The organism is Rhizobium sp. K33 (assembly GCF_056501445.1).
In genome coordinates, this window is sequence record NZ_CP096478.1 from 3,259,386 (window position 1) to 3,285,466 (window position 26,081).

A 26,081-nucleotide genomic window follows, 5' to 3' on the forward strand; every position below is an offset into this window, starting at 1 on the left:
CATGGCTTGCCTTGGAATAGACGGCGAGTGCCGCCCGATGATTACTTGATCTTGATCTCGGAGAGCTGGAGCATGGAATTGGTCGCCATTGTCGGCTTGAAATCCAGTCGCTCGGAAACACGCGAGAAGCCGACCATGTGGAAGAGAAGCACGTCTGCGACGACGTCGTCATGCAGATAGGCGATCAGTTCCGACCACAGCTTGGCACGTTCATCACCAACGGCAGCAGAGGCACGCGTAATCAGATCGTCCACCTTGGGATCGGAGAAGCCGGACTGGGTGCCTTCGGTTGCATATTTGAAGAACATCGAGAAGGACGGATCGCCCTTTGAATTGTCGTGCATGGCAGCGACAATCTGCGGGCCACGACCTTCTGCGAAGGGCTTCGAATAATACTGCTCGTGCTCGGCCACTTCGACGAATTTCAGATCGATCTTGAAGCCGACTTCCTGCAACTGTTGCTGGATTGCCTCCATGATCTCGGTAACGTTCGGAAAGTTTGCCGAACGGGCGATGATCGTGATCGGGGTGTCGACCTTCACGCCATCCGCCTTTGCTTCCTCGAGCAGCGTCTTGGCTGCATCGGGATCATAGGCCGGCACCTTGACATCCGGATTCCAGCCAAGGGTCGGCGGCGGCACGATGGCGGTGGCCAGCAGTGCGCTGTCCGGCAACAAGGTACCAAGGAAGGCTTCACGATCGACGGCAAGGTTCAGCGCTCGACGAACCCGGACGTCATTCAGCGGCTCGATATTGTGGTCGATGCGCAGATAGACGGTTTCGCTGTCGAGATAGGAGAAATCGGTGGCGGGATTGGTCGCTTCGACCTGCGAAATCGAGGGCGAAAGATCGGCTTCACCCGCCTGGACCATGGCCGCGCGGACAGCAGGATCGGCGCGGAACACATAGGTGGCTTCGGTCACTTCAGGCCTTGTACCCCAGTAGTCGTCGCGGCTTGTCAGGACGATCTGCTGGCCAGGCGTCCAGTTGGTCAGCTTGTAGGGGCCTGTTCCAACCGGTTCGCGAACGAATTCGAGAGGCGTCTCTTCAGGCACCATGGTGACGAGCGACAGGAGCAAGGGCAGGATCGGCTGAACCGGATCAGCCTTGAAGTCGACCGTGTAATCGTCGACGATCGTCGGCGTCACGGTCATGCCGCCAAAGTAGCGACGGGACTCGCAGGTAATCTTGTCACTCATCATCCGGTCGAAGCTGTGCTTCACGTCCTTCGCGTCGAAGGCGCTGCCGTCGGAGAACTTGACACCCTGGCGCAGATGAAAGCGCCAGCTACCATCGGCGTTCTGCTCCCACTTCTCAGCCAGGCGCGGCTGAACGCCGGCGCCGCCGCGCACATCGAGTTCCGTCAGCGTCTCGCTGACATTTTCCATGATGATGCGACCGATATTGGATCGCGTTGCCATGCAGGGCTCGAGCAGATCGGCCTCTTCCGGCAAGACAATCTTGATCGGACCAGAACCGGCATAAGCCGGGGAAAGGGCAGCCCCCATGACGAGGGCACACAGCAAAGCAGTCTTTCTCATTTTCATTCTCCTCCCAGATGAATTCAGTTTGAAGCCTTCACGCCTCGCGAGCGTGCAGCCATGAGCGCCGCGAGTGAGATCAAAACAGCACCAACCACCGTGGTCAGCGCGACTGTTTCTTGAAACAGGGCAAGGCCGCCAAGCGCCACGAGCGGCAGCCGCAGAAAATCGACAGGCGCAACGATAGTTGCCGGGGCAAGCGACATGGCATGTGTCATGAGGCCCATGCAGCTCGTACCTACGACGCCCTGGATGGCGAGCAAGGCCAGCTCCCGATTGCCGGGCATAGCAAAAAAAGGCACGGCCATCACAAGCGAAATTGGCACCGTTAGCAGCAGATTCCACACAACAAGGGTCGCCGTGGAATCGCCACGCGACATGGATTTGAGGATCAACTGGATACCGGCCTGCAGAAGCGCGCCGACAAGCGCAAGGCCAATTGCCAGGGTGAAACCCGAAGCAGATGGGCCGACAATGATCATCGCACCCGAAAATCCAATCAGCGGCGCAGCAAGCATGGCCAGCCCCGGCCTTTCGCCAAGCACAAGGGCTGCGCCGAGAACGACGAAGATCGGAGACATGAAGGCGATGGCCGTCACATCTGCCAGCGGCCCAATGCTGAAAGCGGCGAAAAAAGCCACCATTGCAAAGAGCTTGAATAGGGCCCTTACCGCATGCTGGCTGAGCGTATGGCTCGACTTAAGCACTTGCGGCCTCAGGACCAGGAAAGGCAGCACGGCGACAATGCCGAAAAGAGCTCGGAAAAAGGCGATAACAAAAGGATGCACTGCACCGTTGAGGGCGCGCACGATCACCGCATCGGTTGCCGCCAGTACAGCCGCCCCAATCGCGAAGAGCACTGCCGCGGAAACCCGCTCACGCCTCTCTCCACACTGCATAACATCCTCCCGGACCGACCTCCACGTCGGCATACGCAGACCATCCAACTTCCGCTCATCTTTGTCAAATGTTTTTCCGCTGTAAAATTTCTGCGGGAATCGCATCTTCATAAAAATGTTTAATATCAATTTCTTAATAGTCGTTTTTTTTGCTCCTCAGATAATTTCCTACATAAACAAACTTGACAACTTTGTAGAAAAGGCAGATTTCAAAATCGAGAGGAGTGCTCCATGACACCTGATGACATCGCCCGGCGCATGACCGGCGCACTCACTGTGGCTGATAAGGGCCGGATAGAGGCTTATCTTCCGTCCCCAATGGTCCAGAACCACGCAGCCTTTCTGCACAGGCAGGCGAACGGAAGTCTGATCTGCGCCTGGTTCGGCGGCTCGCTTGAAGGCAAGTCCGACATTTCGATCTACGCCTCCGTATTGCCTGAGGGTGCATCGGCTTGGGGTCCACCCCAGCGGCTGAGTTCAGACCCTGACCATTCAGAACAGAACCCGGTTCTGTTTCAGGCGCCCGACGGCCGCCTCTTCTTGATTCATACGTCGCAGCCTTCGGGAAACCAGGACGAATGCCGGATCAGGATGACGGATGTTGCAACGGATAGCGCCGATCCGACGCGGCTGACCGCTACACAAGGCCGCTATCTCGATCTGCCCCGCGGCAGCTTCGTTCGAGCCCCGATCGTGATCCGCGCAGACGGCGCTTGGCTTCTCCCAATTTTTCGCTGCATTCCCCGTCCCGGGCAGAAATGGAATGGCAGCCATGATACGGCAGCTGTCGCCATCAGCAGGGACGCAGGTGTAAATTGGACGCTTGAGGAACTCCCCCAGTCGATCGGCTGCGTGCATATGTCTCCTGCGGCTCTCGGTGGAAACCATATGGCCGCCTTTTTTCGCCGCCGTCAGGCAGACTTCGTCTACCGTGTCGAGAGCAGTGATCAAGGCCTGACCTGGAGCACCCCGGCACCGACTGACCTGCCGAACAACAACTCATCCATCGCAGCAATTTCGCTTGACGACGGCCGCATTGCGATCATCTGCAATCCCGTCAATGCTGAAACCTCCCCGGACCGTCGAACCTCTCTTTATGATGAGCTTGGAGAAGCGGACGACAGGCCGGAGGCGGACCCGACCGGGGGCTGCGCGGCCATCTGGGGCGTGCCGCGCGCGCCTGTCTCGGTCTGCATTTCACGCGACGGCGGCCAGACATTTCCTGAGCGCCTTCTGATTGAGGACGGCCCGGGAACCTGCCTGTCCAACGATTCCATCGATGGACGAAACAAGGAAATGTCCTATCCATGGCTTCTGGCCGGACCGGACGGCTCACTGCATATCGCCTACACCTATCATCGACGCGCGATCAAATATGTCCGGCTTGCCCCCGGCTGGGATCGTCCCGAAAACGGAGCATGACATGAGCGGCACTATCGGCATCACCATGGGCGATCCCTGCGGCGTCGGCCCCGAGATTTCGGTACGGGCTTTGGCCGAAATGTCGGCTGATGATCGCGCCGCAACGCGGATCTATGGCAATCTGGCAACCCTTGAAGCTGCACGCAAGGCGCTTAACGTCGACATCGACCTTGCCCCTTACGTCGTCGACATCAAGGTGGAGGGCGCGCCGCTTCCCTGGGGCACTTTGAGCCCGGTCGCCGGCGATGCCGCCTTCCGCTTCATTGAAAAGGCTGTTCGTGACGCAGAAGCCGGAAGGATCGGCTGCATCGTGACGGCCCCGATCAACAAGGAAGCCCTGAACCTCGCCGGCCATCATTATGACGGCCATACCGGCATGCTGCGCAGCCTGACAGGCTCCAAGGCGGCTTACATGCTGCTCGCTTCAGAACGGCTGAAGGTGATCCACGTCTCGACCCATGTCTCGCTGCAGGAAGCGATCCGCCGGGCAACAACCGAACGCGTGCTGGCAACAATCAAGGCTGGCAACGACCACTTGAAGCGCATTGGCTACGACAAGCCACGCATTGCGGTTGCCGGCGTCAATCCGCATTGCGGTGAAAACGGCCTGTTTGGCAGCGAAGACGACAACCAGATCACCCCCGCAGTCGCAGCCGCCCGCGCCGAAGGGATCGACGTGTCCGGCCCGATCTCGGCCGACACGGTCTTCTACCGCGCCTATTCCGGCGCCTTTGACCTGGTCGTCGCGCAATATCACGACCAGGGCCACATCCCGATCAAGCTCGTCGCCTTCGACACGGCGGTCAATGTCTCGGTCGAATTACCAATTGACCGCACGTCTGTAGACCACGGAACAGCCTTTGACATTGCCGGTAAGGGTATCGCCAATCATGGCAACATGAACTCCGCCATCGCCTATGCCCGCAAGCTGGTTGCCGGCAAGGCGAAGCAAGGATGACCTCAATGACCGCATCCATCACCCTTCACCAGCCGCGTCGCTTGATTGTCGGTGCCGGCACGATCGGCGAGGTCGGCGGCCTCGTTTCCGACGCCACATCCGCCTTGGTCATCGCGACGCCGATCACAGCGGGCTTCGTCGATCGCCTGAAGCTGTCGGGCAAGATCGAGGTTTTCGATGCCATTCCTGGTGAACCAGATGTGGCAACCCTTGAGGCAGCGCTTGCTGTAGCGCGGCGGGTCAAACCAAACGTCGTTGTCGGGCTCGGCGGTGGCTCCGTGCTCGATGTCGCCAAGCTTGTGGCAGTTCTCTGGGATAGCGAACAGGCACTTGCTGATGTCGCAGGCCCCAATAAGGTGAGCGGACGCAACACCCGGCTCGTTCAAGTTGCGACGACGGCGGGTACGGGGTCCGAAGCAGGCATTCGTTCGCTGATCACCGATCCGGTGAAGGGCGCTAAGATTGCGGTCGAAAGCCCCCACATGATCGCTGATTTCGCAATCCTCGATCCGCAACTGACATTCACGGTCCCGCCGGCCGTCACCGCGGCCACAGGTGTTGATGCCATGGCCCATTGCGTCGAGGCCTTCACCAACAAGCGCGCTCATCCGATGATAGACGGCTTTGCTCGCATGGGCTTCCGCCTGGTCGGCAAGTATCTCGCCCGCGCCGTTAAGGATGGTTCCGACACGCAAGCCCGAGAAGGTATGATGCTAGCCTCCTACTACGGCGGCATCTGCCTTGGCCCTGTCAATACGGCGGCTGGTCACGCGATCGCCTATCCGCTCGGTACACGTCTCGGTTTGCCTCATGGCCTGGCCAACGCAATCGTTTTCCCGCATGTGCTGGCTTTCAACCAGCCCGTGGTCGAGGACAAGACGGCGGAAATCGCGGAGGCGCTCGGCTTTAGCGCCGGCTCGCGCGATGCTCTGCTCGAAAACGCCTGCCGCTTCTGCACGGATCTCGATATCGAAATGCAACTCTCTCGACACGGCGCCAACGAAGCTGCTCTGGCGGGCTACGCAGCAGAGGCACATGCCAATCGTCGTCTCATGGACAATAATCCCGCCGACATGGCGGTCGAAGATGTGCTCGCGATCTACCGAGCGGCCTATTGAAGGCCCTCGGTTCCGACTGATTTCCAAAAAAAGGGGCCTGCCAGCCCCTTTTTCCATTCTCAAGCCTTGCGCCGCAGCAGAGCCGGCTTCAGCCCTCCGGCAACGTCGCCAGCGACGCGCTCGTCTGAAAGAGACGGGCGCGGGAGCCGGTCAGATGGGCATGCATGAGATCCTTCGCTCGAACACCTTCTCCCGCTGCGATCGCCGTCGCAATCGCCTCATGCTCTGCAAACACGCGCGATAACCCGGCCGTATCGCGTTTGACCGAGACGCCATGGAAGCGCATGCCGACGGCGATGTGATCCTTCAGCGCCTCCATCGCCGTCGAAAAGTAAGTGTTGTTGGCGGCCCGCGCGATGGCGAGATGGAACTGGAAATCCGCATCCTCCCGGTGCGCCTGGCGGTTGGTCGCGTCGCGCATCAGTTCGAGTGCCTCGCGGATCGAAGCGAGTGTGGCCGGCGTATGGCGCATGGCGGCCGCTTCTGCCGCAGCCGGCTCGAGCGTCAGGCGAAACTCATAGCAATTGAGAAGGTCCGCGACATTCTCCAATTGCCCAAAGCCGAGCGGCTGTTTCATGCCGACAGACCGCACAAAGCTGCCGGCACCACGCCTGGAATAGATGAAGCCTTGCTCGCGCAGACGTCGCAGTGCCTCGCGAATGATCGGACGAGACACTTCAAACTCGATTGCCAGATCATGTTCGGTCGGCAGTCGCTCATCCGGCTGGTAAGAACCTGATTTGATAGCCCGATGCATGCGCTCGAACACAAGATCTGCCAGGCTCTTGCGTGCCGTTCCGCTTTGCAGTCCCATTGTCAGCCCCTACCCCCATGCAGTTTTTCGGCGAGCGTCACCAATGTTTCCGGCACTCCGAATCCGCCTGATTTGGCGATGATACATTGCCCACCCGCATAGGCCAGCCCGAGCCCTGGCAGGCATTCGCCCTGCAAACGAAAACACTCGATCCCCATGCGAGCCATAACGGCTTCAGCAGTCGAGCCGCCGCAAAGGAGGAGGGTGCGGGCACCTTCAGTCAAACCGGGATGCACTGAGGACGCAAGGTTTCGAGCGACCTCCTCCGAACTTATCTCTGCTTCGCCGGAGACCGCCTGCACAAGCAGTGGGAACGTCTGCGGCTGGGCGACAATCTCCAGCAAGCCATTAGGTGCCGGATGGTGGTTCACAGCATCCATCTCGCGCAACCGATCGACCTGCTCCACGGTGATGCGATCATGCGACCCGATGACAAAGAGCGCGGGCCCGATGGGAGGCTCAACCAGCTCGGACATCGGTTGGCCGGTCATCTCGACGGCCAATGCCTCGGCAAGCCCGCGTGCGCCGATGAAGAGATCGATGCCCTCCGCTTGGGCACCTGCCAGTGCATCACGCATGTCCTGATCTGTCGCTGAATCGACGACGCTGCATCGCGATGCATGGTGACCCAAGGCGTTTGCCACGGAGATGGGCGTCGGCACTCCAAAACCCTGCACATGTCCGTCGCGGACGACGCGTCCAAAGGCAGGAATAGCGGGCGCGACAAGTGCGCGCTTGAATGGGATGGCATCAAGCTCGACTGCGATATGCCCCTTGAGGCGCGAGTCGACCTTTTTGAACAGCGTGACATCGGGCGGCAGTGCTTCCATCACCTGACGCATGGCTTGGAGCGCATCTTCCGAAGGCCGCTCCCGAGAGGCCAGATTTATCGACAGAACAGCTGGCCTATGCGAAAGCCCCGATGGCACCGCATTCGGTGTCAAGGCGACTTCTGTATGCAGCCCGCGCGCGGCAAAGGGGGCAGCAGTGTCCAATGCTCCGGTCAGATCATCGGCTATGATGACAAGCACCATCAGGCTCCATGTTGTTATCTTCTTGATCGAAATATGATCGCATTTCCAGAAGGATGCAACAGTATGATAACAAATCATATCTGGAGAATGATGTCGTGGCGAGCGCCAGTCCCACTGCTTCTCCAGTCATGCCCACCTGCCCGGCACCGGTTCGAGCGCAGCCCTTTGTCAAGTGCAACTGATCACCATCCCGCGAGCCACCACACTCGGCTCTGTTGCAAACCCGCTTGACAGGATCGATTAAAAACTCATACTAGAAATTGGTCAGACAATCTGACCGCCTGCGTGTCAGGGGAGTGATACGCTCGAGGGAATTCCATGTTCGTCGCTTTGGAGCCGCGCCGGCTTTACCGCCAGGTCGCGGAGCAGATCCGTGCGCTCATCGAAACGGGTGAATTGAAGCCCGGCTCGCGGCTTCCGCCCGAGCGCGAGCTCGCAGACCGCTTTTCGGTCTCAAGACCGACTGTCCGCGAAGCGCTTATCGTGCTCGAGGTCGAAGGACACATTCAAATCCGCATGGGCTCTGGTGTCTATATCAGCAGCCGGCCCCGGCCGACCCAGGAGGCGATCGACCATGATGACAGCGAAGGACCGCTGGAAATCCTGCAGGCGCGCTGCCTGATCGAAAGCGGCATCGCCGAAGAAGCCGCAAGGCTTGCGACGGCAGAGGGTCTCAAGCGTATCGACGCCATTCTGGAGCGCATGGAGGGCGGACTGGAGGATGGCGCGGTGGCGCTGGCCTGCGACCGCGATTTCCACACGGCGATTGCCGACATCATCGGAAACTCGGCGCTCAAGCACTTCACCGGTCTGATCTACGATTCGCGCATGTCGCCGTATTTCAAGAAGCTGGCCAGCTATTTCGAAGGGCCGCATACCTGGAAACTGGCGCTCGAAGAGCACCGCATTATTCGCAACGCCATCGCAGCCGGGGACCCAAACGGTGCCCGGGAAGCCATGCGGCGTCATCTGACGCTGGCGCAAAAGAGATTCTCGGAAAGCTTTGAGGAGGAGCCGACCAGAGAAGACTGACCGTCCGGGCCTCGCGCCCACGGTTTCCAAAGAGTTCTGTTTCAATGGGAGGAAAACATGAAACTGACACTTAAAACGCTTCTTGGAGCAGCAGCGGTAATTGTCGCGTCCACTGTCTCGGCTCATGCCGAGACCATTCTGAAATGGGCCCATGTCTACGAGACTTCGGAGCCCTTCCACACGGATTCCGTCTGGGCGGCAGAAGAGATCGGCAAACGAACCAATGGCCGCTACAAGATCGAGGTCTTCCCGGCTTCGCAGCTCGGCAAGGAAGCCGACATCAACCAGGGTCTCAAGCTCGGCACCGTCGACATCATCATCTCAGGTTCGAGCTTTGCCGCACGCGACCACAATCCGATCGGCGTCACCTATTATCCCTATATCTTCCGCGACCCGAGCCATCTCCTGGCCTACACGAAAAGCGACGTCTTCAAGAAGTTGACAGCCGGCTATGAAGAGAAGACCGGCAACCATATCGTCGCTGTCAGCTACTACGGAACGCGGCATACGACATCAAACCGCCCGATCGGCAAATGCGCCGATATGGAGGGCTTGAAGATCCGCGTGCCGGATGTGCCGGCCTATCTGGCGATGCCACGGGCCTGCGGCGCCAACACAACGCCGATTGCCTTTGCGGAAGTCTACCTCGCCCTGCAGAACGGCACGGTTGAAGCCCAGGAAAATCCGCTGACGACGATCGAGGCCAAGAAGTTCTACGAAGTCCAGAAAAACATTGTGCTCACCGGCCACATCGTTGACCACCTGAACACGGTCGTCTCCAAGACCCGTTGGGCAAGTCTGTCGGATGAAGACAAGGCGATCTTCACCGAGGTGATGCTGGAAGCAGCGGCCCGCACGACGAAGACTATCGAAGCCCGTGAAAAGGCGCTGGTCGACGAGTTCAAGGCAAAGGGCATCACAGTCACCGAAGTCGACAAGGCTGACTTCGAAGAGAATGTCCTCGCCAAGGCGAAGTTCGAGGACTTCGGCTACGACAAGGCTGATTGGGAAGCCATCCGCGCCATCCAGTAATGGCGCCATCCCGGCGCCAGTCAGGCGCCGGGACTCCTTCAGACATCATCGAGAATTGGAGCGACCCATGACGGAGCACCCGCACGCGCCGATCAGTGTGGAAGAGATGGCACATGCCTTCGAGGAGGAGGCGGCACCGGTCGATCTATCCCATCATGCCATCGAGGATTGGGTGACGCTGGCCGTGTTCTGGGGCATGGGCCTCGCCGTGTTTCTGCAGTTCTTTACCCGCTACGTCCTGAACAACAGCTTTTCCTGGACCGAGGAAATCGCCGCCAACTGCCTCGTCGTGGTCGTCTTCATGGGGTCCGCCATGTGCGTGCGCACCATGCGGCATATCCAGGTGGACCTGCTCTACCGCTTTCTGCCGACGCGGGCGGTCAGGGTGCTCGAAACGGTCGTCGATGCCATCGGCATCGCCTTCTTCGCCTACATGACCTGGCTGATGTGGCGCTATCTGGAGATCGTCGGCGAGGAGCGCATGGTCACCGTGGACCTGCCGCGCGGCATCGTCTTCTACACCGTCTTTGCAGCCTTTGCGCTCATGTTTGCCCGCTCTGTCCATAACCTCGTCAAGGATCTGACGGGGGCGAAAACCGCGCGCCAGAGGGCGCAGGAAGACATTCACGCAGGGGGGATCTGACCATGCTGCTTCTCATCGGTTCCTTTCTGCTTCTCTTGATCCTTGGCACACCGGTCGCGGTCTCCATGGCCGTCGCGTCGCTCGCCTATCTCGTAATCTATGGCGTAGCTCCTGATATCATCGCGGCCCAACGCATGATCGCCGGTGTCGAGAGCTTCCCACTGATTGCGGTGCCGTTCTTCATCCTGGCCGGCAATCTCATGAACATTGCAGGCGTGACGGGCCGCATCTACAAATTTGCACTGTCGCTTGTCGGCTGGATGAAGGGTGGCTTGGCGCAGGTCAACATCATCGGCTCGGTGGTTTTTTCCGGCATGTCCGGAACGGCGCTTGCCGATGCCGCCGGCATTGGCACCATCGAAATCAAGGCCATGAAGGATCATGGCTATCCGGTGGAGGCTGCTGTTGGCGTCACCGCGGCCTCGGCAACGCTCGGTCCCATCTTCCCGCCATCTCTGCCCTTCGTCATTTACGGCATGATGGCCAATGCCTCGATCGGGGCGCTGTTCATGGCCGGCATCATTCCGGGGGTCGTCATGACAGTCCTGATGATGCTGACGGTTTACATCTTCGCCAAGCGCAAGGGCTGGGGCTCTGATACGCCATTCGAACTGAAGCAATTGCTGGCTGCCTCGCTGGAAGTGGTGATCGTCCTCGCCTTCCCTGTCGCCATATACCTGATGATCCTGGCGGGAATGTCGGTCAATATCGCGGTGCTGATCGGACTTGCGGTTCTCGTGGCGCTCGACTGGTATTTCGACTTTTCCGCGGTCATGGCGTTGATGACACCAGTTCTCCTGATCGGCGGCATGACGATGGGCTGGTTCACGCCGACGGAAGCGGCCGTGGCTGCCGTTCTCTGGTCGCTGTTCCTCGGGCTCGTCCGCTACCGGACGATGACGGTGAGGACGCTGGCGAAGGCATCGTTCGACACGATCGAGACCACGGCCTCGGTACTGTTCATCGTCACCGCCGCGTCGATCTTCGCCTGGTTGTTGACGGTGAGCCAGGCAGCACAGCTGTTCTCGGACTTCATGTTCGGGCTCACCGACAACTGGTGGACCTTCCTGATCATCGTCAACATCCTGCTGCTGGTCGTCGGGGCCTTCCTCGATACGATTGCTGCCATCAGCATCCTTGTGCCGATCCTGATGCCGGTTGCAGCCCGCTATGGCATCGATCCGGTGCATCTGGGCGTCGTCATCACCCTCAACCTGATGATCGGGCTTCTGACCCCACCCGTCGGCATGGTGCTGTTCGTGCTTTCACGCATCTCCAAACTGTCGGTGGAAAAGACGACCTTGGCCATCCTGCCCTGGATGATCCCGCTCTTCCTGGCGCTTGGTCTCATCACCTTCATCCCAGCCATCACCATGTGGCTGCCGACACAACTCGGTCTCATCCGTTGATCGGCTGGTCCGCTTCGGCGGGCCGGTCTCCGTCTTGAACAAAAGGTCTCTTTGCGATGCAAACCCGCGTTGCCCGCCTTCATGCCGAACGCGACCTGCGCGTTGAGCATCTCGATTATCCGTCATGTGGCGCCGGCGAGGTTCGACTTGCGATGGCAGCAGGTGGCATCTGCGGTTCGGACTTGCATTACTACCAGGATGGCGGCTTTGGCCCGGTCCGCGTCCGTGAACCCATCATCGCCGGTCACGAAGCCTCTGGCTTTGTGGAGGAAATAGGCGACGGTGTTTCGGGCCTTGAACTCGGGCAACTGGTGGCGGTCAATCCGTCCCAACCCTGCGGCCAGTGCCAGTATTGCCGGATCGGGCAACCCATTCACTGCCTGGACATGCGCTTCATGGGCTCGGCCATGCGTCTGCCGCACGAAGACGGCATGTTTCGCGAACACTTGGTTGTGCCCGCCATTCAATGCCATCCCGTCGGCGGCGACGTCACACCGGGAGAAGCGGCCTGCGCAGAGCCGCTGGCGGTCTGCCTCCATGCAATTGCTCAGGCCGGCGACCTCAAGGACAAGGCCGTTCTTGTCACAGGCGCAGGGCCGATTGGTCTCCTGACCGTGGCTGCCGCCCGACATGCAGGTGCCGGCCAGATCGTGGTCACCGATCTGACTGATTCCGCCTTATCGCGGGCGCACGCTATGGGTGCCACGCAAGCCATCAATGTGAAAAGCGAGCCGGACGGACTTCTGCCATTCACGGAGCACAAGGGCCATTTCGACGTGGTATTCGACTGCTCGGCGGCTGGACCTGCCCTGCGCTCCGCCTTTGCTGCCATCAAGCCACGGGGCATACTGGTCCAGGTCGGCGTGACCGGCGACATAACAATTCCCCTCAACGCACTGGTCGGCAAGGAAATCGTTTGGCGCGGCTCGCAGCGGTTCGATGAGGAATTCTCTGAGGCCGTCGCCTTGATCTCGACGCGCCAGATCGATGTGCGTCCGATCATCTCACACAGCTTCCCACTCGATGCGGTGGTGGAGGCCTTTGAACAGGCCGGTGACCGCTCCAAGGCCTGCAAGGTGCAGATCACATTTCCACAGACGCATGAAAGCCTAAAGGACGAGAGATGAGACATACCTGGCGCTGGTTCGGCCCCATCGACAAAGTCAGTGTGAGAGATGCAGCCCAGGCGGGCGCCGAGGGCATCGTGTCGGCACTGCACCACATCGCAACCGGCGAGGTCTGGCCAGAAGACGAGATTGCCAAACGGCATGACGCAATCCGCGCCGGCGGCCTGGTCTGGGATGTGGTCGAGAGCATTCCGGTGTCCGAGGACATCAAGACGCAGACCGGCGACTGGAAGCGCCACATTGCCAACTGGCAGGAAACGCTCAGACGCCTGTCGGCTTCGGGGATCCGAACGGTCTGCTATAACTTTATGCCGATCCTCGACTGGACGCGGACCGATCTGCGGTGGGAAACGGGTCACGGCGCCAAAGCCATGCGCTTTGATCTCGTCGATTTCGTAGCCTTCGACATCCATATCCTGAAGCGACCCGAGGCTGCCGCAGACTATCCGGACTGGCTGACCGACGAGGCAGCACGGCGTTTCTCCGGCATGGAGGATGCGAAGATCACGGCCCTCGGCAAGAACATTGGTGCCGGCCTGCCGGGCTCTGCCGATGGCTACACGCTCGAGCAGTTGCTCGAAAAGCTCCGCTCCTATCAAGGCATCAACCGCGAACGGCTGCAGCAAAACCTCGTCGATTTCCTGAGCGAAGTCGCGCCGGTGGCCCAGCAGGTCGGCATCAATATCTGCGCACACGGCGACGATCCGCCCTGGTCGCTGCTCGGCCTGCCGCGCATATTGTCGACAGAGGCAGACTATGCGCACATGCTGGATGCCGTTGATATCCGCGCCAACGGCGTAACCCTCTGCACCGGATCACTCGGTGCGCGCCCTGACAATGATCTGCCTTTTCTTGCCAAGCGCTTTGCCGACCGCATCCATTTCGTCCATCTCCGCAACGTGACCCGTGACACCGACACGGTCCCCTGTTCCTTCTTCGAGGACGAGCATCTGGAAGGCGGGACCGACATGGTGGCCGTCATCGCGGCCCTCCTGACGGAGGAGGCAAGACGGCGCAAGGAGGGGCGTGAAGATCATCAAATTCCGATGCGTCCCGACCACGGCCAGGAAATCCTCGATGACCTGACACGTGGTGCACAGCCGGGCTATCCAGCCATCGGCAGGCTCAAGGGCCTGGCAGAGCTTCGCGGGATCGAGCGCGCGCTGTCGCATGCCCAATACGGACTGGGAGGCTGATATTGCAAAGGCTCTCCAGCACGACAGGTCTTCCGGCTACGGTTCGTCAACCGCAGTTTGACCGGACGAAACTGAAACCCGGCATCGTGCATATCGGGATCGGCGCGTTCCACAGGGCGCATCAGGCGGTGTTCACGCAGCGTGCTCTGGAAGCCGAATTCGGACCCTGGGGCATCATTGCCGTGAACCTGCGTTCGCCGGAGCCGGTCGAAGCGCTTGCCGCTCAGGATGGTCTCTATTCCATCACGACACGGAGCGAGTCGGGGGATCAATCCGAGCTCATCGGCGCGACCGTCGACTGGATATGTGCCGCGTCCGATCGTGCCCGTGTGCTCTCGGCCCTGGCCGATCCGGCGATCCGCATCGTGACGATCACAGTGTCGGAAAAAGCCTATGGCCTCGATCCGGCAACGGGCGGGTTGGATCATGCTCATCAAGCCGTTGCTGCGGACCTCGAGAGGCCAGACGCGCCCGTCGGTGTGCTGGGCTTCCTCGTTGAGGGCCTTGCCCAGCGTCGTGCTGCGGGGCTTGCCCCCTTCACGGTCCTTTGTTGCGACAATCTACCATCCAACGGCAAAGTCGTGCGCCGCCTGGTTCTTGAGATGGCCCAGTTGCGCGATCCCGCGCTGGCCGATTGGATCGCCGACAAGGGTCGCTTTCCCTGCTCCATGGTCGACCGGATCGTGCCCGCCGCGACCGACACCACCCGGCTTCGTGCCGAGATACTGCTCGGAGCCCAGGACGCACTGGCAATCGATACGGAGCCATTTTTGCAATGGGTCATCGAGGATGACTTTGTTTCCGGTCGGCCCGCCTGGGAGGCCGGTGGCGCCATCTTCACAGGCAATGTCGAGCCCTATGAGAAGATGAAGCTGCGGCTGCTCAACGGCACGCATACACTGCTTGCCCATCTCGGGATCCTTGGAAACCTCGACTATATTCGCGACGTGATGGCCGTACCGCATCTGGCGGCAAGGGCGCGGATGCATATGGAGGAGGTTGTCTCGACGCTCGATCCGGTGTCCGGCATCGACCTTGCCGCCTATATTGACGATCTTCTGGCGCGCTTTTCTAATCCGACCATAGACCATCGCAACATCCAGATCGCGCTCGATACGACGCAAAAGCTGCCGCAGCGGCTTTTGACGCCCACCGTCGACATGCTGGCGAAAGGTGAGACAGCGGCAGCGACCGCCTATGCGGCGGGGGTCTGGATGGCGTCGGTGAAAAAGCGAGGCGATTGCGGCGATCCCCGCCGCAGCGAGGTCCTTGCGGCCGCAGCAAGCATGGACGCTACCGACCCCTCCGAACCCTTCTTTGCGATAGCCGGACTATTTCCACCTGAACTGATCGCCGCACGCGGTTGGCGCGATCGGGTAAACGCAGCGATCCTGTCGTTCTAGAGTAAGCGGCAATAGCTTCAAGAAGCGGATCCTTTTCATGACTTCCTGGCGGGTCTAGCACGCGACGGGAAGCAAGCGGGTTAATCGCTCTTGAAAGGATCAGAACCTGCCACCCGCTACCCGAGGGGGCTAAGATATTGAGGTTGTTCGCCGAGTCGCCGGTTATCTTGTGTGGCATGAAAGAACCTGGGGACCCTACGACGCCACGAGTGGCTAACCCGTTGATGGGCCGTATTTGCGACAATGTGACCGACTGCCGGCCGAACCATCACTGAGGGTCCACGTGGGCGCGTTGCTCTAAATCCTTGGAGATGGGCCTCTTGAGCTCCATACCAACGCGCGAGGCACCTATATCTTCCCATTGCTTGATTAATCTGCAAAGTTGCTAATGCGGGCGGGGTCCCCAAGCCACCGGCTCAAAACGGTCTGCAGCCTTCATCCCCGGCGATGCGCAGCTGCCCGCGCCTTCAACAACAAAAGTTTGCAATCTGACGGACGGCGACCAAGTGTCGAGCCTTGGAGCGCTTTGCAGGGAGGCCAGTGGACGATCTCGGTCTACCACGCCCCGCTGAACCACGGGGTCAATCCATATCCCTTCGACCAGGGTCGGCACTAGCCATCATGACGATCAGTAGGCGCCTTCGTGGTACACAGGTGTCGTCGGTCATTGGACAAATTGCCGCTCATTGCAAGATCTGAGAGAACTGCCTGCTTCAGCCAAAGTTCTCGTGCCTTAGCCACCCTTACATGGCGGGCTTATTCTTTTGATATTGCTTAATCAGTTTTCCTTAAGGTACTCAATCGCGACGCATCACCGGCGCTGAGATGCGGAACCCCTGTCTCGGAGAGAGTGTCAGCACAGGTCTCTTTTCGAGACTAGATGGGTGACATAGGCGCGTGTTGCTCGACAGCATTAACTCCTGCACGGACCGCTTCTACGAGGGGCGCTTAGCCTAAAATGGGAACCAGCATGCAATCCTTTCCAAGCGCGCCTACGGAAGCGGCGCGTCTCGCGGCACTGAAATCGCTCTCCCTGTCCAAGACGCAGATCGACGCCTCTCTCGACGCTGTCTGCCGTACTGCCAAAGAGGTGTTCGGCGTACCCGTGGCTCTGATTTCTCTCGTTGAAGAGGACCATCAATGGTTCAAGTCGAACTGTGGCCTCTCGGTCAATGAAACTTCGAGGGAAGTTTCGTTCTGTGCTCATGCCATACAGCAAGATGGGGTTTTCGTAGTCTCCGACACTGCCAGCGACACCCGGTTTTGCTCAAACCCCTTGGTCACGGGAGATCCCCACATCAAGTTCTACGCCGGCGCGCCTATCTCGTTGGCACCCGGCATCAACATCGGCACCCTCTGCATCATCGACCGCGTCGCACGATCATTTTCAGACATCGAAGCCGAGAAACTCGCAAGCTTGGCCCAGATTGCTACGGCGCTCCTTCAACAGACAAAGCTCCAGAACCAACTGCGCGCGCAGAACAATCGGAGACTGGCAATTTTCGAGAACGCCACTGCGGGAATAGTCATCTATGACGAACAGGGACTCCCCGTAGAAAGCAACGTTGAGGCTGCCCGCATCCTTGGTCTGACCGTGGAGCAGGTGCTAGGACGCAGCGCGGCTGATCCAACGTGGGCCTTGATTGATCAGAACGGGGTCGCGCTTCCAGTAGACGAAACGCCGGCGTTGCGAGCTCTTTCTGGAGCCAATGTTCGTGGGCAGGTTGTCGGCATAAGACTAGGAGAAGGTCACACCCGCTGGCTACGCGCCGATGCGCAAGTTTTTACGGTAGAATCTGGAGAGAAACAGGTCCTCGTCAGCTTTACCGATATCACGGTAGAAGAAGACGCACGGCGCGAAGCAGCCGCAGCCCGAGAAATGATGACCACCATCATCGAGACTATACCGGACGCAATTGCCGCTTACGACCAAGACGACCGCTTACTACTCTGTAACGGGGCATATCGCGACTACTATGCGACCTCTGAGCCCGCCATCAGGATCGGAGAACGATTCGAAGACATATTGCGCTTTGGCCTTGCCGCTGGGCAATACAGGGATGCCGGCAATACGCCCGCCAGCCACGAGGCGTGGCTCAAGGCAAGGTTGAAGCGCCATCGCAATCCTAACCGCGACGTCATGATACAGCACCTGGATGATGGACGCTGGCTCCAGGTGCGAGAGCGAAAATCGCCTTCGGGCATCACAGTCGGCGTTCGAACCGATATCACGGCCATGAAGAAAGCCGAGGAGAAGGTCCGCCTTCTTGCAGACCGAGACCCGCTCACTGGCCTTCTCAACCGCAGATCCTTTATGCGCCAGCTGCAGAATGCGGTTGAGGGGCGCCGACCTGAAGATGGAATTGGTGCTATCGCGGTTGTGGACCTCGATCATTTCAAGGACCTCAACGATACGCTGGGGCACGATAGCGGAGATCAATTCCTGCAAGAGATATCTCGTCGACTCCAGAAAGGCGTTCGCCCACTCGATAAAGTCGCTCGACTGGGAGGAGACGAGTTTGCTCTGCTTTTCCCGGGTCTTGCCAATCCCAATCTCGCACGCCAAGTTGTCGAGAGGCTCGTCACAACTGTGACAGCGCCGGTGGAGGTTGCGGGCAAAATGATTAAACCGCAAATGTCCATAGGGGTTGTCAACTACCCTTCTGACGGCAAAAAGGTTTTTGAGCTTCTGAGAAATGCCGACATCGCCATGTATGAAGCTAAAAGGGCTGGCCGCGATCGCGTCACAGTATTCAATCAGGCTCACAGGGAAGCCGTCTCACGTCGCAGCTACATCGGCGAACGGCTGCGTGAGGCCCTGCGCAACGATCAACTGGATGTTGCACTACAAGCGCAAGTCGATTTGGCGACTGCGAGGCACATCGGTTTTGAAGCTCTGGCGCGGTGGGATTTAGATGGAGAGACTATACCGCCATCTGAGTTTGTCGCAGTCGCGGACGACTTGCAGATGGGTTCAGAGGTCGACCTGCAAATCTTGAGAAAGAGCCTCCTGGCGATCAGCAGGCTTCACGCACATGGCTTATCTGCGGGGACCGTGGCGGTGAACATGGGTGCGCGATTGTTGCGAGACCCGCGATTGCCAGAAATCGTGACCTCAGCGCTTGCCGAAGTGCAGGTGCCTCCCAACCTCCTCGAGATTGAGGTCACCGAGGGAGTCATGATAGAGAGAGGGCACGACGCAATCAGGACCAATCTTGAGGCACTAAGAGGCCAAGGCATCTCTATCGCACTGGACGATTTCGGTACAGGCTATGCTTCCCTGACCCATTTGACACGTTTCAATATTGACAAGATCAAGATCGATAAGCGCTTTGTCGGCGACGTTGCAACATCCAGTGGTGGGGATGCCGTAGCGCGAACTCTTGTTTTGCTTGCCAAGTCACTTGGTATCCAGACAGTGGCCGAGGGCGTTGAGACCGACGAACAGCATCGTGCACTTGCTGGCTATGGCTGCGATTTTGGGCAGGGCTACCTCTTTCACAAGCCACAGCGGAACGTTGACGATGTGGCGCGATACCTCGAGCGGGTAAATTCTCTCAATACGAGCGAGGCGGAGCAAGGAGGGGTGTGACAGCCCCATGTGTACCACCATGGTGTCTCACCCAACCACTCCATGCGGAGAGTTCAGTGGGCAGTCCTCACTGAGATATGAGCGCGCTTTCTTCCGTCTCGAACATCCATTTGACCGGCTTGTTCAGGGAGCGCGCATAGGCGATCTCCCGCTGCGTGCTGGAGCCAACATACCCACCAACATTAATGACAAATATCTCATCGGCGAGATCGATCTTTCGAAGGTGCAGTTGATCGATCGCCTGCTTTTCTCGTGTCGTCTCGTCCCCGTCTGACAGCAAGAATCGAGATCCCCCAGGCTGATCGGCATGGCCGAACGCGCCCAAGCTGATGACAATGCATCCTTGCAAGGAAAAATGAAGGTTTGCCAGATGAAAGGCATCGGGAAAGCGGCTTGAACCGCAAAGCGTTATGATCTTGGGGCGGGATTCCATAGGAAGCTTTCTCAGGGGCAAGTCGTGGCTCCGGCGGAGCAACCGATACTAGCTGCAGTCCCACTTGTCCCGACAAACTTCACCCAAGAGGCCCGTTGCCAACAACTACTGAGGGGGATGCCGGTTCCTGCCAAAGCACGCTCAGGTTTATTTTTACTCGTCTTGGCTTTCGTCAAATTGGACGTAGGTCGTTAGGATTCCTTTTAGAAATTCACTTCAATCATCGCTAAAAATCACATCGTATCATGATGTTACGATATGTCTGCATGAAGCTACAGCTTAAGGTGCCCCGGCATGCGTATCGTCGACTTCAAGATCAGCAACCGTCTCTGGCTTGCAATCATGCTCCCTTTGATTGCAGCACTTTCACTAGCATCTCTGGAAATCTGGAACTCCTGGTCCTCTTATCGGCAGATGACGTCGATTGTCAGGCTGAGCGAAAAAATTGCCACGATTGGCCAGATCGTCCATTCCCTTCAGGTAGAACGAGGGCAGAGCGCCGGCTATCTAGGCGCCAAGGGCAGCATTGATCAAGCTCCGTTGCTCAAAGCTCGAACATCCGCAGACGAAGCCCTGGTGGCGCTTCCAGCACTCACTGGTGATCTCGCTTATCTTCGCGACGAAGAGCTCGTGAACCGCCTGACCCCGATCAAGGAGGCCGTCGACAGCCTGCCAGTCACACGGCGCGCGATCGACAGTCTCAAGGTTACGGCAAAACAATCGTTCGATCTGTACACGGACCTGATCGGCAACCTCACTGACCTGGCTTTCGAGCTATCCATGCAAGGCACCGGTTCACGGATTGCCGCCGATTTGATTGCCTACAACCTCCTCATGCAGGCGAAAGAAATCGCCGGCCAGGAGCGGGCGACCGGCAATACGCTCATTATCTCTGGCGCGCTGAACCCTGACCTGATGGTTTCATTTGCCGGAATGGCGGGTGCACAAGACGCACTCATCGGCAATTTCCTCTCACTCCAGGCCAAGGGCTTGCAGAGCGCTTATTCCGCATCTCTTGCTGTCCCTTCCGTCCCCGAAATCGAGGCGACACGCTCAACCCTGCTGGGAGCACCATCGGGCTCCTCGACCGCATCCCTCGACGCAAAGTCCTGGTTTGCCGCCGCGTCTCAACGCATTGAAGCGATGAGGTCGCTTGAGAGCACGAGCCTCGGCCGCATCGGAGAAGACGCCCGAACCGTTGCAGAGGCTGCGCTGAAGCGGCTCTCAACTGTGCTTGCGCTTAGCGTTCTTGGCGCAGCAATCGTCATGTCTTTATCAACCTTCCTGGCAGGCACCATAGCCAAGCCTCTGAAGGCTCTGGTTCGCTCGATGCGCCGACTGGCGGACGGCCATCTGGAGGCGCCAGATACAGACGCCGACCGGAAGGACGAAGTCGGAGACATGGTCAAAGCGGTCGAAGTGTTTCGCCTGGCGGCCATCCGCAACCGGGAACTCGAGCAGGAGGCGGAGCACACACGTCAACGCCTCGAGCGTGAACGGATCCAGATGCAGGAAGCGGCTGAGGCCGAGGCCGAGGCTCGCCTGACCAGAGCCACGAGCACTCTTGCATCGGCGCTGAGGAGGCTTGCCGCCGGCGATCTCATCTGCGAGATCGAGGAAGCCTTCGCACCGCAATTCGAAGCACTGCGGCATGACTTCAACCAATCCGTCTCACAGTTGCGCCAGGCGCTTTCCAGCGTCGGCCAGTCGGTCGCAGCCGTCAATGGCGGTGCGACAGAAGTATCCGGCGCATCGGACGATCTGTCGAAGCGCACGGAACAGCAGGCTGCCTCGCTTGAGGAAACAGCCGCTGCTCTCGAACAGATCACGGCCAATGTCACCGCAACCTCACGGCGATCAGATCTGGCCCGCAGCGTGACGAGGAGCGCCCGCGAGCGGGCTCTCCACTCCGGAGAAGTCGTTCGCAACGCCGTCGCAGCCATGGACGAAATAGAGAAGGCATCGAGCCAGATTAGCCAGATTATTGGGGTTATCGATCAAATCGCATTCCAAACAAACCTTCTGGCGCTGAATGCTGGCGTTGAAGCGGCACGCGCCGGCGAAGCCGGCAAAGGCTTTGCAGTGGTGGCACAGGAAGTCCGCGAACTTGCCCAGCGATCTGCGCAAGCCGCCAAAGAGATCTCATCCCTGATCGGAAACTCGGAAGCTGCGGTACGCCAGGGTGTTGAACTCGTGTCCCAGACTGGATCTGGTCTTGCCGAGATCGATGCTCTCGTCCAGGAGGCGGCGACACATGTCGATGCAATTGCAATCGCCGCACAGGAGCAGTCCGTTGGTCTCTCGCAGGTTAATGTAGCTGTGAACCACCTCGATCAGGCGACCCAACAAAATGCCGCCATGGTGGAGGAAATGAGTGCAGCAGGTGCAACGCTCGCCAATGAAAGCAACGGGCTTCAGGTATTGTTACAGGGCTTCAAGTTCACCTTGACGCACCATGACAGCTCCGCGTGGTCGCAGCAGCAACGGCGAAGGGCGTGAACTTACGGAACATGTGCTGGAACCTTGGAAACCTCAGGGTTCCAGTTCAGAGCGTGAGTGTGAAACTTTATTCAGCTGAGTTCCGTCCAGTGAGAGGTAAAGAGAAAACATCTCACTGGAGGAGACACCATGAAATCTGCAATCCGTTTCACCGTCCTTGCCGCAGCAGGCCTGTTGGCTTTCGCCACCGCCTCTCAGGCAGAAAATCCTATGGTCGGCGGCGCACCGATGTTCGAGACCAAGAATATCGTTGAAAACGCTGTCAATTCAAAAGACCATACGACCCTTGTCGCCGCTGTCAAAGCCGCTGGCCTGGTTGAGACCCTTCAATCTGCTGGACCGTTCACGGTGTTTGCGCCTGTAAACGCGTCATTTGACCGTCTGCCTAAGGGAACGGTGGAGACGCTGTTGAAGCCTGAGAACAAGCAGTTGCTCGTCAAGATCCTAACTTCGCATGTGGTAGCAGGAAAGCTCTCCGCTCAGGACCTCGCGAGCAGGGCCAAAGCAAATGGCGGGCGCTACAACATGCAAACGGTCAGTGGCGCACCGCTGACTGCCGTCTTGCGTGGAAAACGCGTCTACCTGTTCGATCAGTCCGGCGGCGCTGGGATGGTAACCATTGCCGACGTCGAGCAATCTAACGGCGTGATCCATGTGGTGAACCGGGTGTTGGTGCCGCGTAGCTAGAACCTGTATTGCTGGGACCAGGCTGACTGCCACAAACTCGGCTTACATAGGATCTGCCTCACAAGGGGCAACTCTTGTTCGCTATGATCGACAGACCACCATAAAAACTTGTACCGGCGGGAGAGGCCGCCTCCTCCGCCGGTACAATCGTTTGCGGACACTGTTCGGATTGTTTCCGTAATCGCTGCGGAGTTTAGGCCGGATATTCCCACAAAGGGGTATATTCTCGACGGTGGATCCTCTGCTATGTGAAACCGGGGTCTAATTTAGGGGTTATGAATGTCAGCTGTTCCCCTCTGGAGGCTTTGACCTTCACACCTCAAGGGCCGCGGCTTCCGCTGGCCCTTTTCTTTTGAGGCCAGCAAAGCCGCTGTTAACCGCAGTTTGCTCGGATAACCAATCCGGATGCGGGATCTGTCTCGATCGTCACCCGATCCTCGCGGAAGTCTTGTGTCACCATGTCGCCGGGCTCAATCTGACGAACCGACCTGGCGCCGGTGCGCTGAATTGCGGCCTCGTCTGTCGGCCTGGGCTTGCCCACCAGCCCTTGAGCGGCTTCAGCATTGCATGATCCTGGTGCCGGAGCGGTGACGCTGCCGTCCACGCTGCATGAGGATAGGGTCAATGCGACACAGGCGACAGTCATCGGGACGCGGTGGTGGGGCAATATCATTAAGGTTCTCCTGGCTGTGAGAATCCTAACAGGCGCCCAGAATTGGCTTTTTCGTGTCGCCTCCGTCATCGCGAACGAGTTCACCCCTTACTCGACAGGCATACCTGCAGTTGGCCTCTGCTCTTGCCTTCAGGGAGGATCGTTTCCGCATCTGAAGGCCGAACCGAAGCATAGAACCGGACCTCGCAAGGCCGACGAATTCAGCATGATGCACATAGGAACCCGGCGGGTCGAGCCTCCTGTTTTCACGCGGGCAGAAGGCGCTACCAATTTGTGAAGGAGCCATCCGTACGCCGCAGATGCGGGGGCTCGGAGTATTCGAACGGCATCTTGGCCAGTTCTGCCTCGTCAACGTCGACACCGAGCCCCGGCGCGTCAGGCACGACGTAAAAGGCGCCGTCCATCTGGACTTGCCCCGGAAACAAGGTCGTGTTGTCGAAGCCCCAATGCTGTTCGGCCGGGCTCTGCCGGCACTCGAGCCAGGCAAAGTTTGCCACTGCCGCGGCCAGATGAACGGAAGCGGCTGTACAGATGGGCCCGAGCGGATTGTGCGGCATCAGGTCGATATAATGGGCCTCGCACCATCCCGCGACCTTCATGGCTTCGGTAAAGCCGCCGACATTGCAGATGTCGATCCGGCTGAACTGCAGGATGTCGCGCTCGATATAGGGCATAAACTGCCATTTCGACGAGAACTCCTCGCCTATGGCAAAGGGAATGTCCGTCATCTTGCGCAAGGCTTCATAGGCCGACGGCGTTTCGTCACGGATTGCCTCTTCGATGAAATCAATCGTGCCCTGTGGCATCTTCTGACAAAAGGATGCGGCTTCCGCGACGCTGAGCCTATGGTGATATTCCACACCAAGCGTCATGGCGTGTCCGACCTCGTGGCGTGCGCGCGTCACCCACTGAGCCGTGACGGCAATGGATTCGCGCGGCTCGAAATGCGTGTCATTCTCCTGACCAGTGGCAATGAAGCGCACGCAGTTCCACCCCGCATCCTTGAGCATGACCGTCTGCTCGACCATCGCCTCCCCTGGCTCGGCCGATGTCGTTGCAAAGGCAGGAACGAGGTCGCGCTGTTTGCCGCCGAGCAACTGATAGACAGGCACACCAAGCGCCTTTCCCTTGATGTCGTGAAGCGCGATATCGAGGGCTGCGATCGCAGCGGTCAGAACCCGGCCGCCTTCGAAATACTGGCTTCGATACATTTCCTGCCAGAGTGCGCCGCAGCGCATCGGGTCCTTGCCAAGCAGGAACTGCGCATAATGATCGATGGCGCCAGCCACCGCCTTTTCCCGATAGGACAGCCCGGACTCGCCCCATCCGTAGATGCCGCTGTCTGTTTCGACCTTGACGACGAGCTGGTTTCTAACGCCAACACGGGCAATATACGGCTTGATTGCGGAAATTTTCATGATCTTATCCAGAATGGGACGATGCGAGGCAGGCAAGGCAGATGGCTATGACCATCAGCCCTCCCTTTTCCTAGAGAACCATCCCGGTTTCCCTGTCGAACACATGGACCTGCTCGGCCGGCACGCCGCCCTCGAAGGTCATTCCATGACGGGCCGGGTAACCGCCATCGACGACGGCCGTGATCGGTTCGCCGGACAGGCTGAACACCACATGGGTCTGGGCGCCGGTCGGTTCCACCACAATGGTCTTTCCCCGCATCAGGCTGCCGCCTGAAGTGTCGACGAGAATATGCTCGGGGCGAATGCCAAGCCGCACTCTTTTGCCAGGTTCGACGCGACGGCCGGCGGCGATGCGGATGCTGGTGCCGTCCGAGAGCCGGGCAGCTGGCAGCCCGCCATTGCCCTCGACAGTCGCATCAAGGAAGTTCATGGCTGGAGAACCGATGAAGCCTGCGACGAACAGATTGGCGGGATTGCGATAGAGCTCGAGCGGCGTGCCGACCTGCTCGACCCGCCCGGCATTCAGCACGACGATGCGATCGGCGAGCGTCATCGCTTCAATCTGGTCGTGGGTCACATAGACCGACGTCGTTCCCACCTTCTGGTGGAGCGTCTTGATTTCAGTGCGCATCTGCACGCGCAGCTTGGCATCGAGATTTGATAGCGGCTCATCAAACAGAAAGACGGCAGGATTGCGCACGATAGCGCGTCCCATGGCGACCCGCTGGCGCTGACCACCCGAGAGCTGGCTCGGCTTGCGGTCGAGCAGATCGTCCAGTGCCAGCATGCGCGCAGCCTCGCCCACCAGCTTCTTGATCTCTGGCTTGGCAACTCCGGAGAGCTTGAGATTGAAGCCCATGTTTTCAGCCACTGTCATGTGCGGATACAAGGCGTAGGACTGGAAGACCATCGCGATGTTGCGCTCACGCGGTGTCAGCGAATTGACGACATTTCCGCCGATCAAGACCTCGCCGTCGGAGATGTCCTCCAATCCGGCAATCATCCTCAGCAGGGTGGACTTGCCGCAGCCGGACGGCCCGACCAGGGCGATAAACTCTCCCTCTGCAATTGAGAGCGAGACCCCGTGGATGACCTCGAGCGCGCCATAGGTCTTGCGGACGTGGCTGAGTTCGACAGATGCCATTTTGCTC

General features: G+C 59.0%; 21 protein-coding genes. 13 read left to right on the top strand and 8 right to left on the bottom strand.

Going from position 1 to position 26,081, the window contains the following annotated elements; translation table 11 throughout:
* Positions 1 to 41 precede the first annotated feature (41 nt).
* The gene (locus tag M1E12_RS15890; protein ID WP_479562508.1) at positions 42 to 1,541 is read right to left on the bottom strand and encodes an ABC transporter substrate-binding protein; all 1,500 of its coding nucleotides are present in this window, start codon (positions 1,539 to 1,541) and stop codon (positions 42 to 44) included.
* Between the two features lie 23 nt (positions 1,542 to 1,564).
* A complete protein-coding gene (locus tag M1E12_RS15895; RefSeq protein ID WP_479562509.1) occupies positions 1,565 to 2,551 on the bottom strand; it encodes a DMT family transporter in 987 nt (328 codons plus the stop codon).
* A gap of 120 nt (positions 2,552 to 2,671) precedes the next feature.
* On the opposite strand from M1E12_RS15895, the gene M1E12_RS15900 reads away from it, so the two are divergent.
* Genes M1E12_RS15900 through M1E12_RS15910 form a run of 3 tightly spaced genes read left to right on the top strand, consistent with a single transcriptional unit; the run spans position 2,672 to position 5,938 of the window.
* Entirely contained in the window at positions 2,672 to 3,862 is a 1,191-nt protein-coding gene (locus tag M1E12_RS15900) for a sialidase family protein (RefSeq protein WP_479562510.1), read from the top strand.
* A gap of 1 nt (position 3,863) precedes the next feature.
* Positions 3,864 to 4,820 (top strand): 4-hydroxythreonine-4-phosphate dehydrogenase PdxA, encoded by a 957-nt coding sequence (gene pdxA / locus M1E12_RS15905; RefSeq protein WP_479562511.1) that lies wholly within the window; start codon positions 3,864 to 3,866, stop codon positions 4,818 to 4,820.
* Positions 4,817 to 5,938, top strand: a complete 1,122-nt coding sequence (locus M1E12_RS15910) for an iron-containing alcohol dehydrogenase (protein ID WP_479562512.1) — start codon at positions 4,817 to 4,819, stop codon at positions 5,936 to 5,938. The genes pdxA and M1E12_RS15910 overlap by 4 nt, the downstream gene beginning before the upstream one ends.
* Before the next feature lie 88 nt (positions 5,939 to 6,026).
* On the opposite strand, the gene M1E12_RS15915 is transcribed toward M1E12_RS15910, so the two are convergent.
* Positions 6,027 to 6,752: a FadR/GntR family transcriptional regulator gene (locus M1E12_RS15915; protein WP_185811840.1), complete on the bottom strand. Its 726-nt coding sequence runs from the start codon at positions 6,750 to 6,752 to the stop codon at positions 6,027 to 6,029.
* Between the two features lie 2 nt (positions 6,753 to 6,754).
* On the bottom strand, positions 6,755 to 7,783 hold the full coding sequence (locus tag M1E12_RS15920; RefSeq protein ID WP_479564901.1) for a four-carbon acid sugar kinase family protein: 1,029 nt from the start codon (positions 7,781 to 7,783) through the stop codon (positions 6,755 to 6,757).
* A 321-nt stretch (positions 7,784 to 8,104) separates the two neighbouring features.
* Here M1E12_RS15920 and M1E12_RS15925 point away from each other — a divergent pair, with 321 nt between their 5' ends.
* The 8 genes from M1E12_RS15925 (at position 8,105) to M1E12_RS15960 (ending at position 19,220) form a co-directional block, all read left to right on the top strand.
* The gene (locus M1E12_RS15925; protein WP_479562513.1) at positions 8,105 to 8,818 is read left to right on the top strand and encodes a FadR/GntR family transcriptional regulator; all 714 of its coding nucleotides are present in this window, start codon (positions 8,105 to 8,107) and stop codon (positions 8,816 to 8,818) included.
* 57 nt (positions 8,819 to 8,875) lie between these two features.
* A complete protein-coding gene (locus M1E12_RS15930) occupies positions 8,876 to 9,850 on the top strand; it encodes a sialic acid TRAP transporter substrate-binding protein SiaP (RefSeq protein ID WP_479562514.1) in 975 nt (324 codons plus the stop codon).
* A 67-nt stretch (positions 9,851 to 9,917) separates the two neighbouring features.
* Positions 9,918 to 10,493, top strand: coding sequence for a TRAP transporter small permease (locus M1E12_RS15935; protein ID WP_479562515.1), 576 nt, complete (start codon positions 9,918 to 9,920; stop codon positions 10,491 to 10,493).
* Between the two features lie 2 nt (positions 10,494 to 10,495).
* On the top strand, positions 10,496 to 11,902 hold the full coding sequence (locus tag M1E12_RS15940) for a TRAP transporter large permease (RefSeq protein WP_479562516.1): 1,407 nt from the start codon (positions 10,496 to 10,498) through the stop codon (positions 11,900 to 11,902).
* Positions 11,903 to 11,958: 56 nt separating this feature from the next.
* A complete protein-coding gene (locus M1E12_RS15945; RefSeq protein WP_479562517.1) occupies positions 11,959 to 13,029 on the top strand; it encodes an L-idonate 5-dehydrogenase in 1,071 nt (356 codons plus the stop codon).
* Positions 13,026 to 14,225, top strand: coding sequence for a mannonate dehydratase (uxuA, locus tag M1E12_RS15950; RefSeq protein ID WP_479562518.1), 1,200 nt, complete (start codon positions 13,026 to 13,028; stop codon positions 14,223 to 14,225). Before M1E12_RS15945 ends, uxuA begins: the two co-directional genes overlap by 4 nt.
* Positions 14,225 to 15,628, top strand: a complete 1,404-nt coding sequence (locus M1E12_RS15955; protein ID WP_479564902.1) for a mannitol dehydrogenase family protein — start codon at positions 14,225 to 14,227, stop codon at positions 15,626 to 15,628. Before uxuA ends, M1E12_RS15955 begins: the two co-directional genes overlap by 1 nt.
* A 970-nt stretch (positions 15,629 to 16,598) precedes the next feature.
* Positions 16,599 to 19,220 (top strand): bifunctional diguanylate cyclase/phosphodiesterase, encoded by a 2,622-nt coding sequence (locus tag M1E12_RS15960; protein ID WP_479562519.1) that lies wholly within the window; start codon positions 16,599 to 16,601, stop codon positions 19,218 to 19,220.
* 67 nt (positions 19,221 to 19,287) lie between these two features.
* Here M1E12_RS15960 and M1E12_RS15965 read toward each other — a convergent pair whose 3' ends face one another.
* Complete coding sequence (locus tag M1E12_RS15965) at positions 19,288 to 19,653, bottom strand: hypothetical protein (protein ID WP_479562520.1); 366 nt, start codon at positions 19,651 to 19,653, stop codon at positions 19,288 to 19,290.
* A 294-nt stretch (positions 19,654 to 19,947) separates the two neighbouring features.
* On the opposite strand from M1E12_RS15965, the gene M1E12_RS15970 reads away from it, so the two are divergent.
* Together M1E12_RS15970 and M1E12_RS15975 are read left to right on the top strand one after the other, a co-directional pair.
* A complete protein-coding gene (locus M1E12_RS15970) occupies positions 19,948 to 22,152 on the top strand; it encodes a methyl-accepting chemotaxis protein (RefSeq protein ID WP_479562521.1) in 2,205 nt (734 codons plus the stop codon).
* Between the two features lie 129 nt (positions 22,153 to 22,281).
* Positions 22,282 to 22,839 carry a fasciclin domain-containing protein gene (locus M1E12_RS15975; RefSeq protein ID WP_479562522.1) on the top strand — a complete coding sequence of 186 codons (558 nt, stop codon included), beginning with the start codon at positions 22,282 to 22,284 and terminating at the stop codon, positions 22,837 to 22,839.
* Between the two features lie 373 nt (positions 22,840 to 23,212).
* Here the strand turns inward: M1E12_RS15975 and M1E12_RS15980 are convergent, their stop codons facing one another.
* From M1E12_RS15980 to M1E12_RS15990, 3 genes are all read right to left on the bottom strand, one after another.
* A complete protein-coding gene (locus M1E12_RS15980; protein ID WP_479562523.1) occupies positions 23,213 to 23,581 on the bottom strand; it encodes an I78 family peptidase inhibitor in 369 nt (122 codons plus the stop codon).
* Between the two features lie 194 nt (positions 23,582 to 23,775).
* Positions 23,776 to 24,930: a mandelate racemase/muconate lactonizing enzyme family protein gene (locus tag M1E12_RS15985; protein ID WP_479562524.1), complete on the bottom strand. Its 1,155-nt coding sequence runs from the start codon at positions 24,928 to 24,930 to the stop codon at positions 23,776 to 23,778.
* 70 nt (positions 24,931 to 25,000) lie between these two features.
* Positions 25,001 to 26,074, bottom strand: coding sequence for an ABC transporter ATP-binding protein (locus tag M1E12_RS15990; protein WP_479562525.1), 1,074 nt, complete (start codon positions 26,072 to 26,074; stop codon positions 25,001 to 25,003).
* Positions 26,075 to 26,081: the final 7 nt, after the last annotated feature.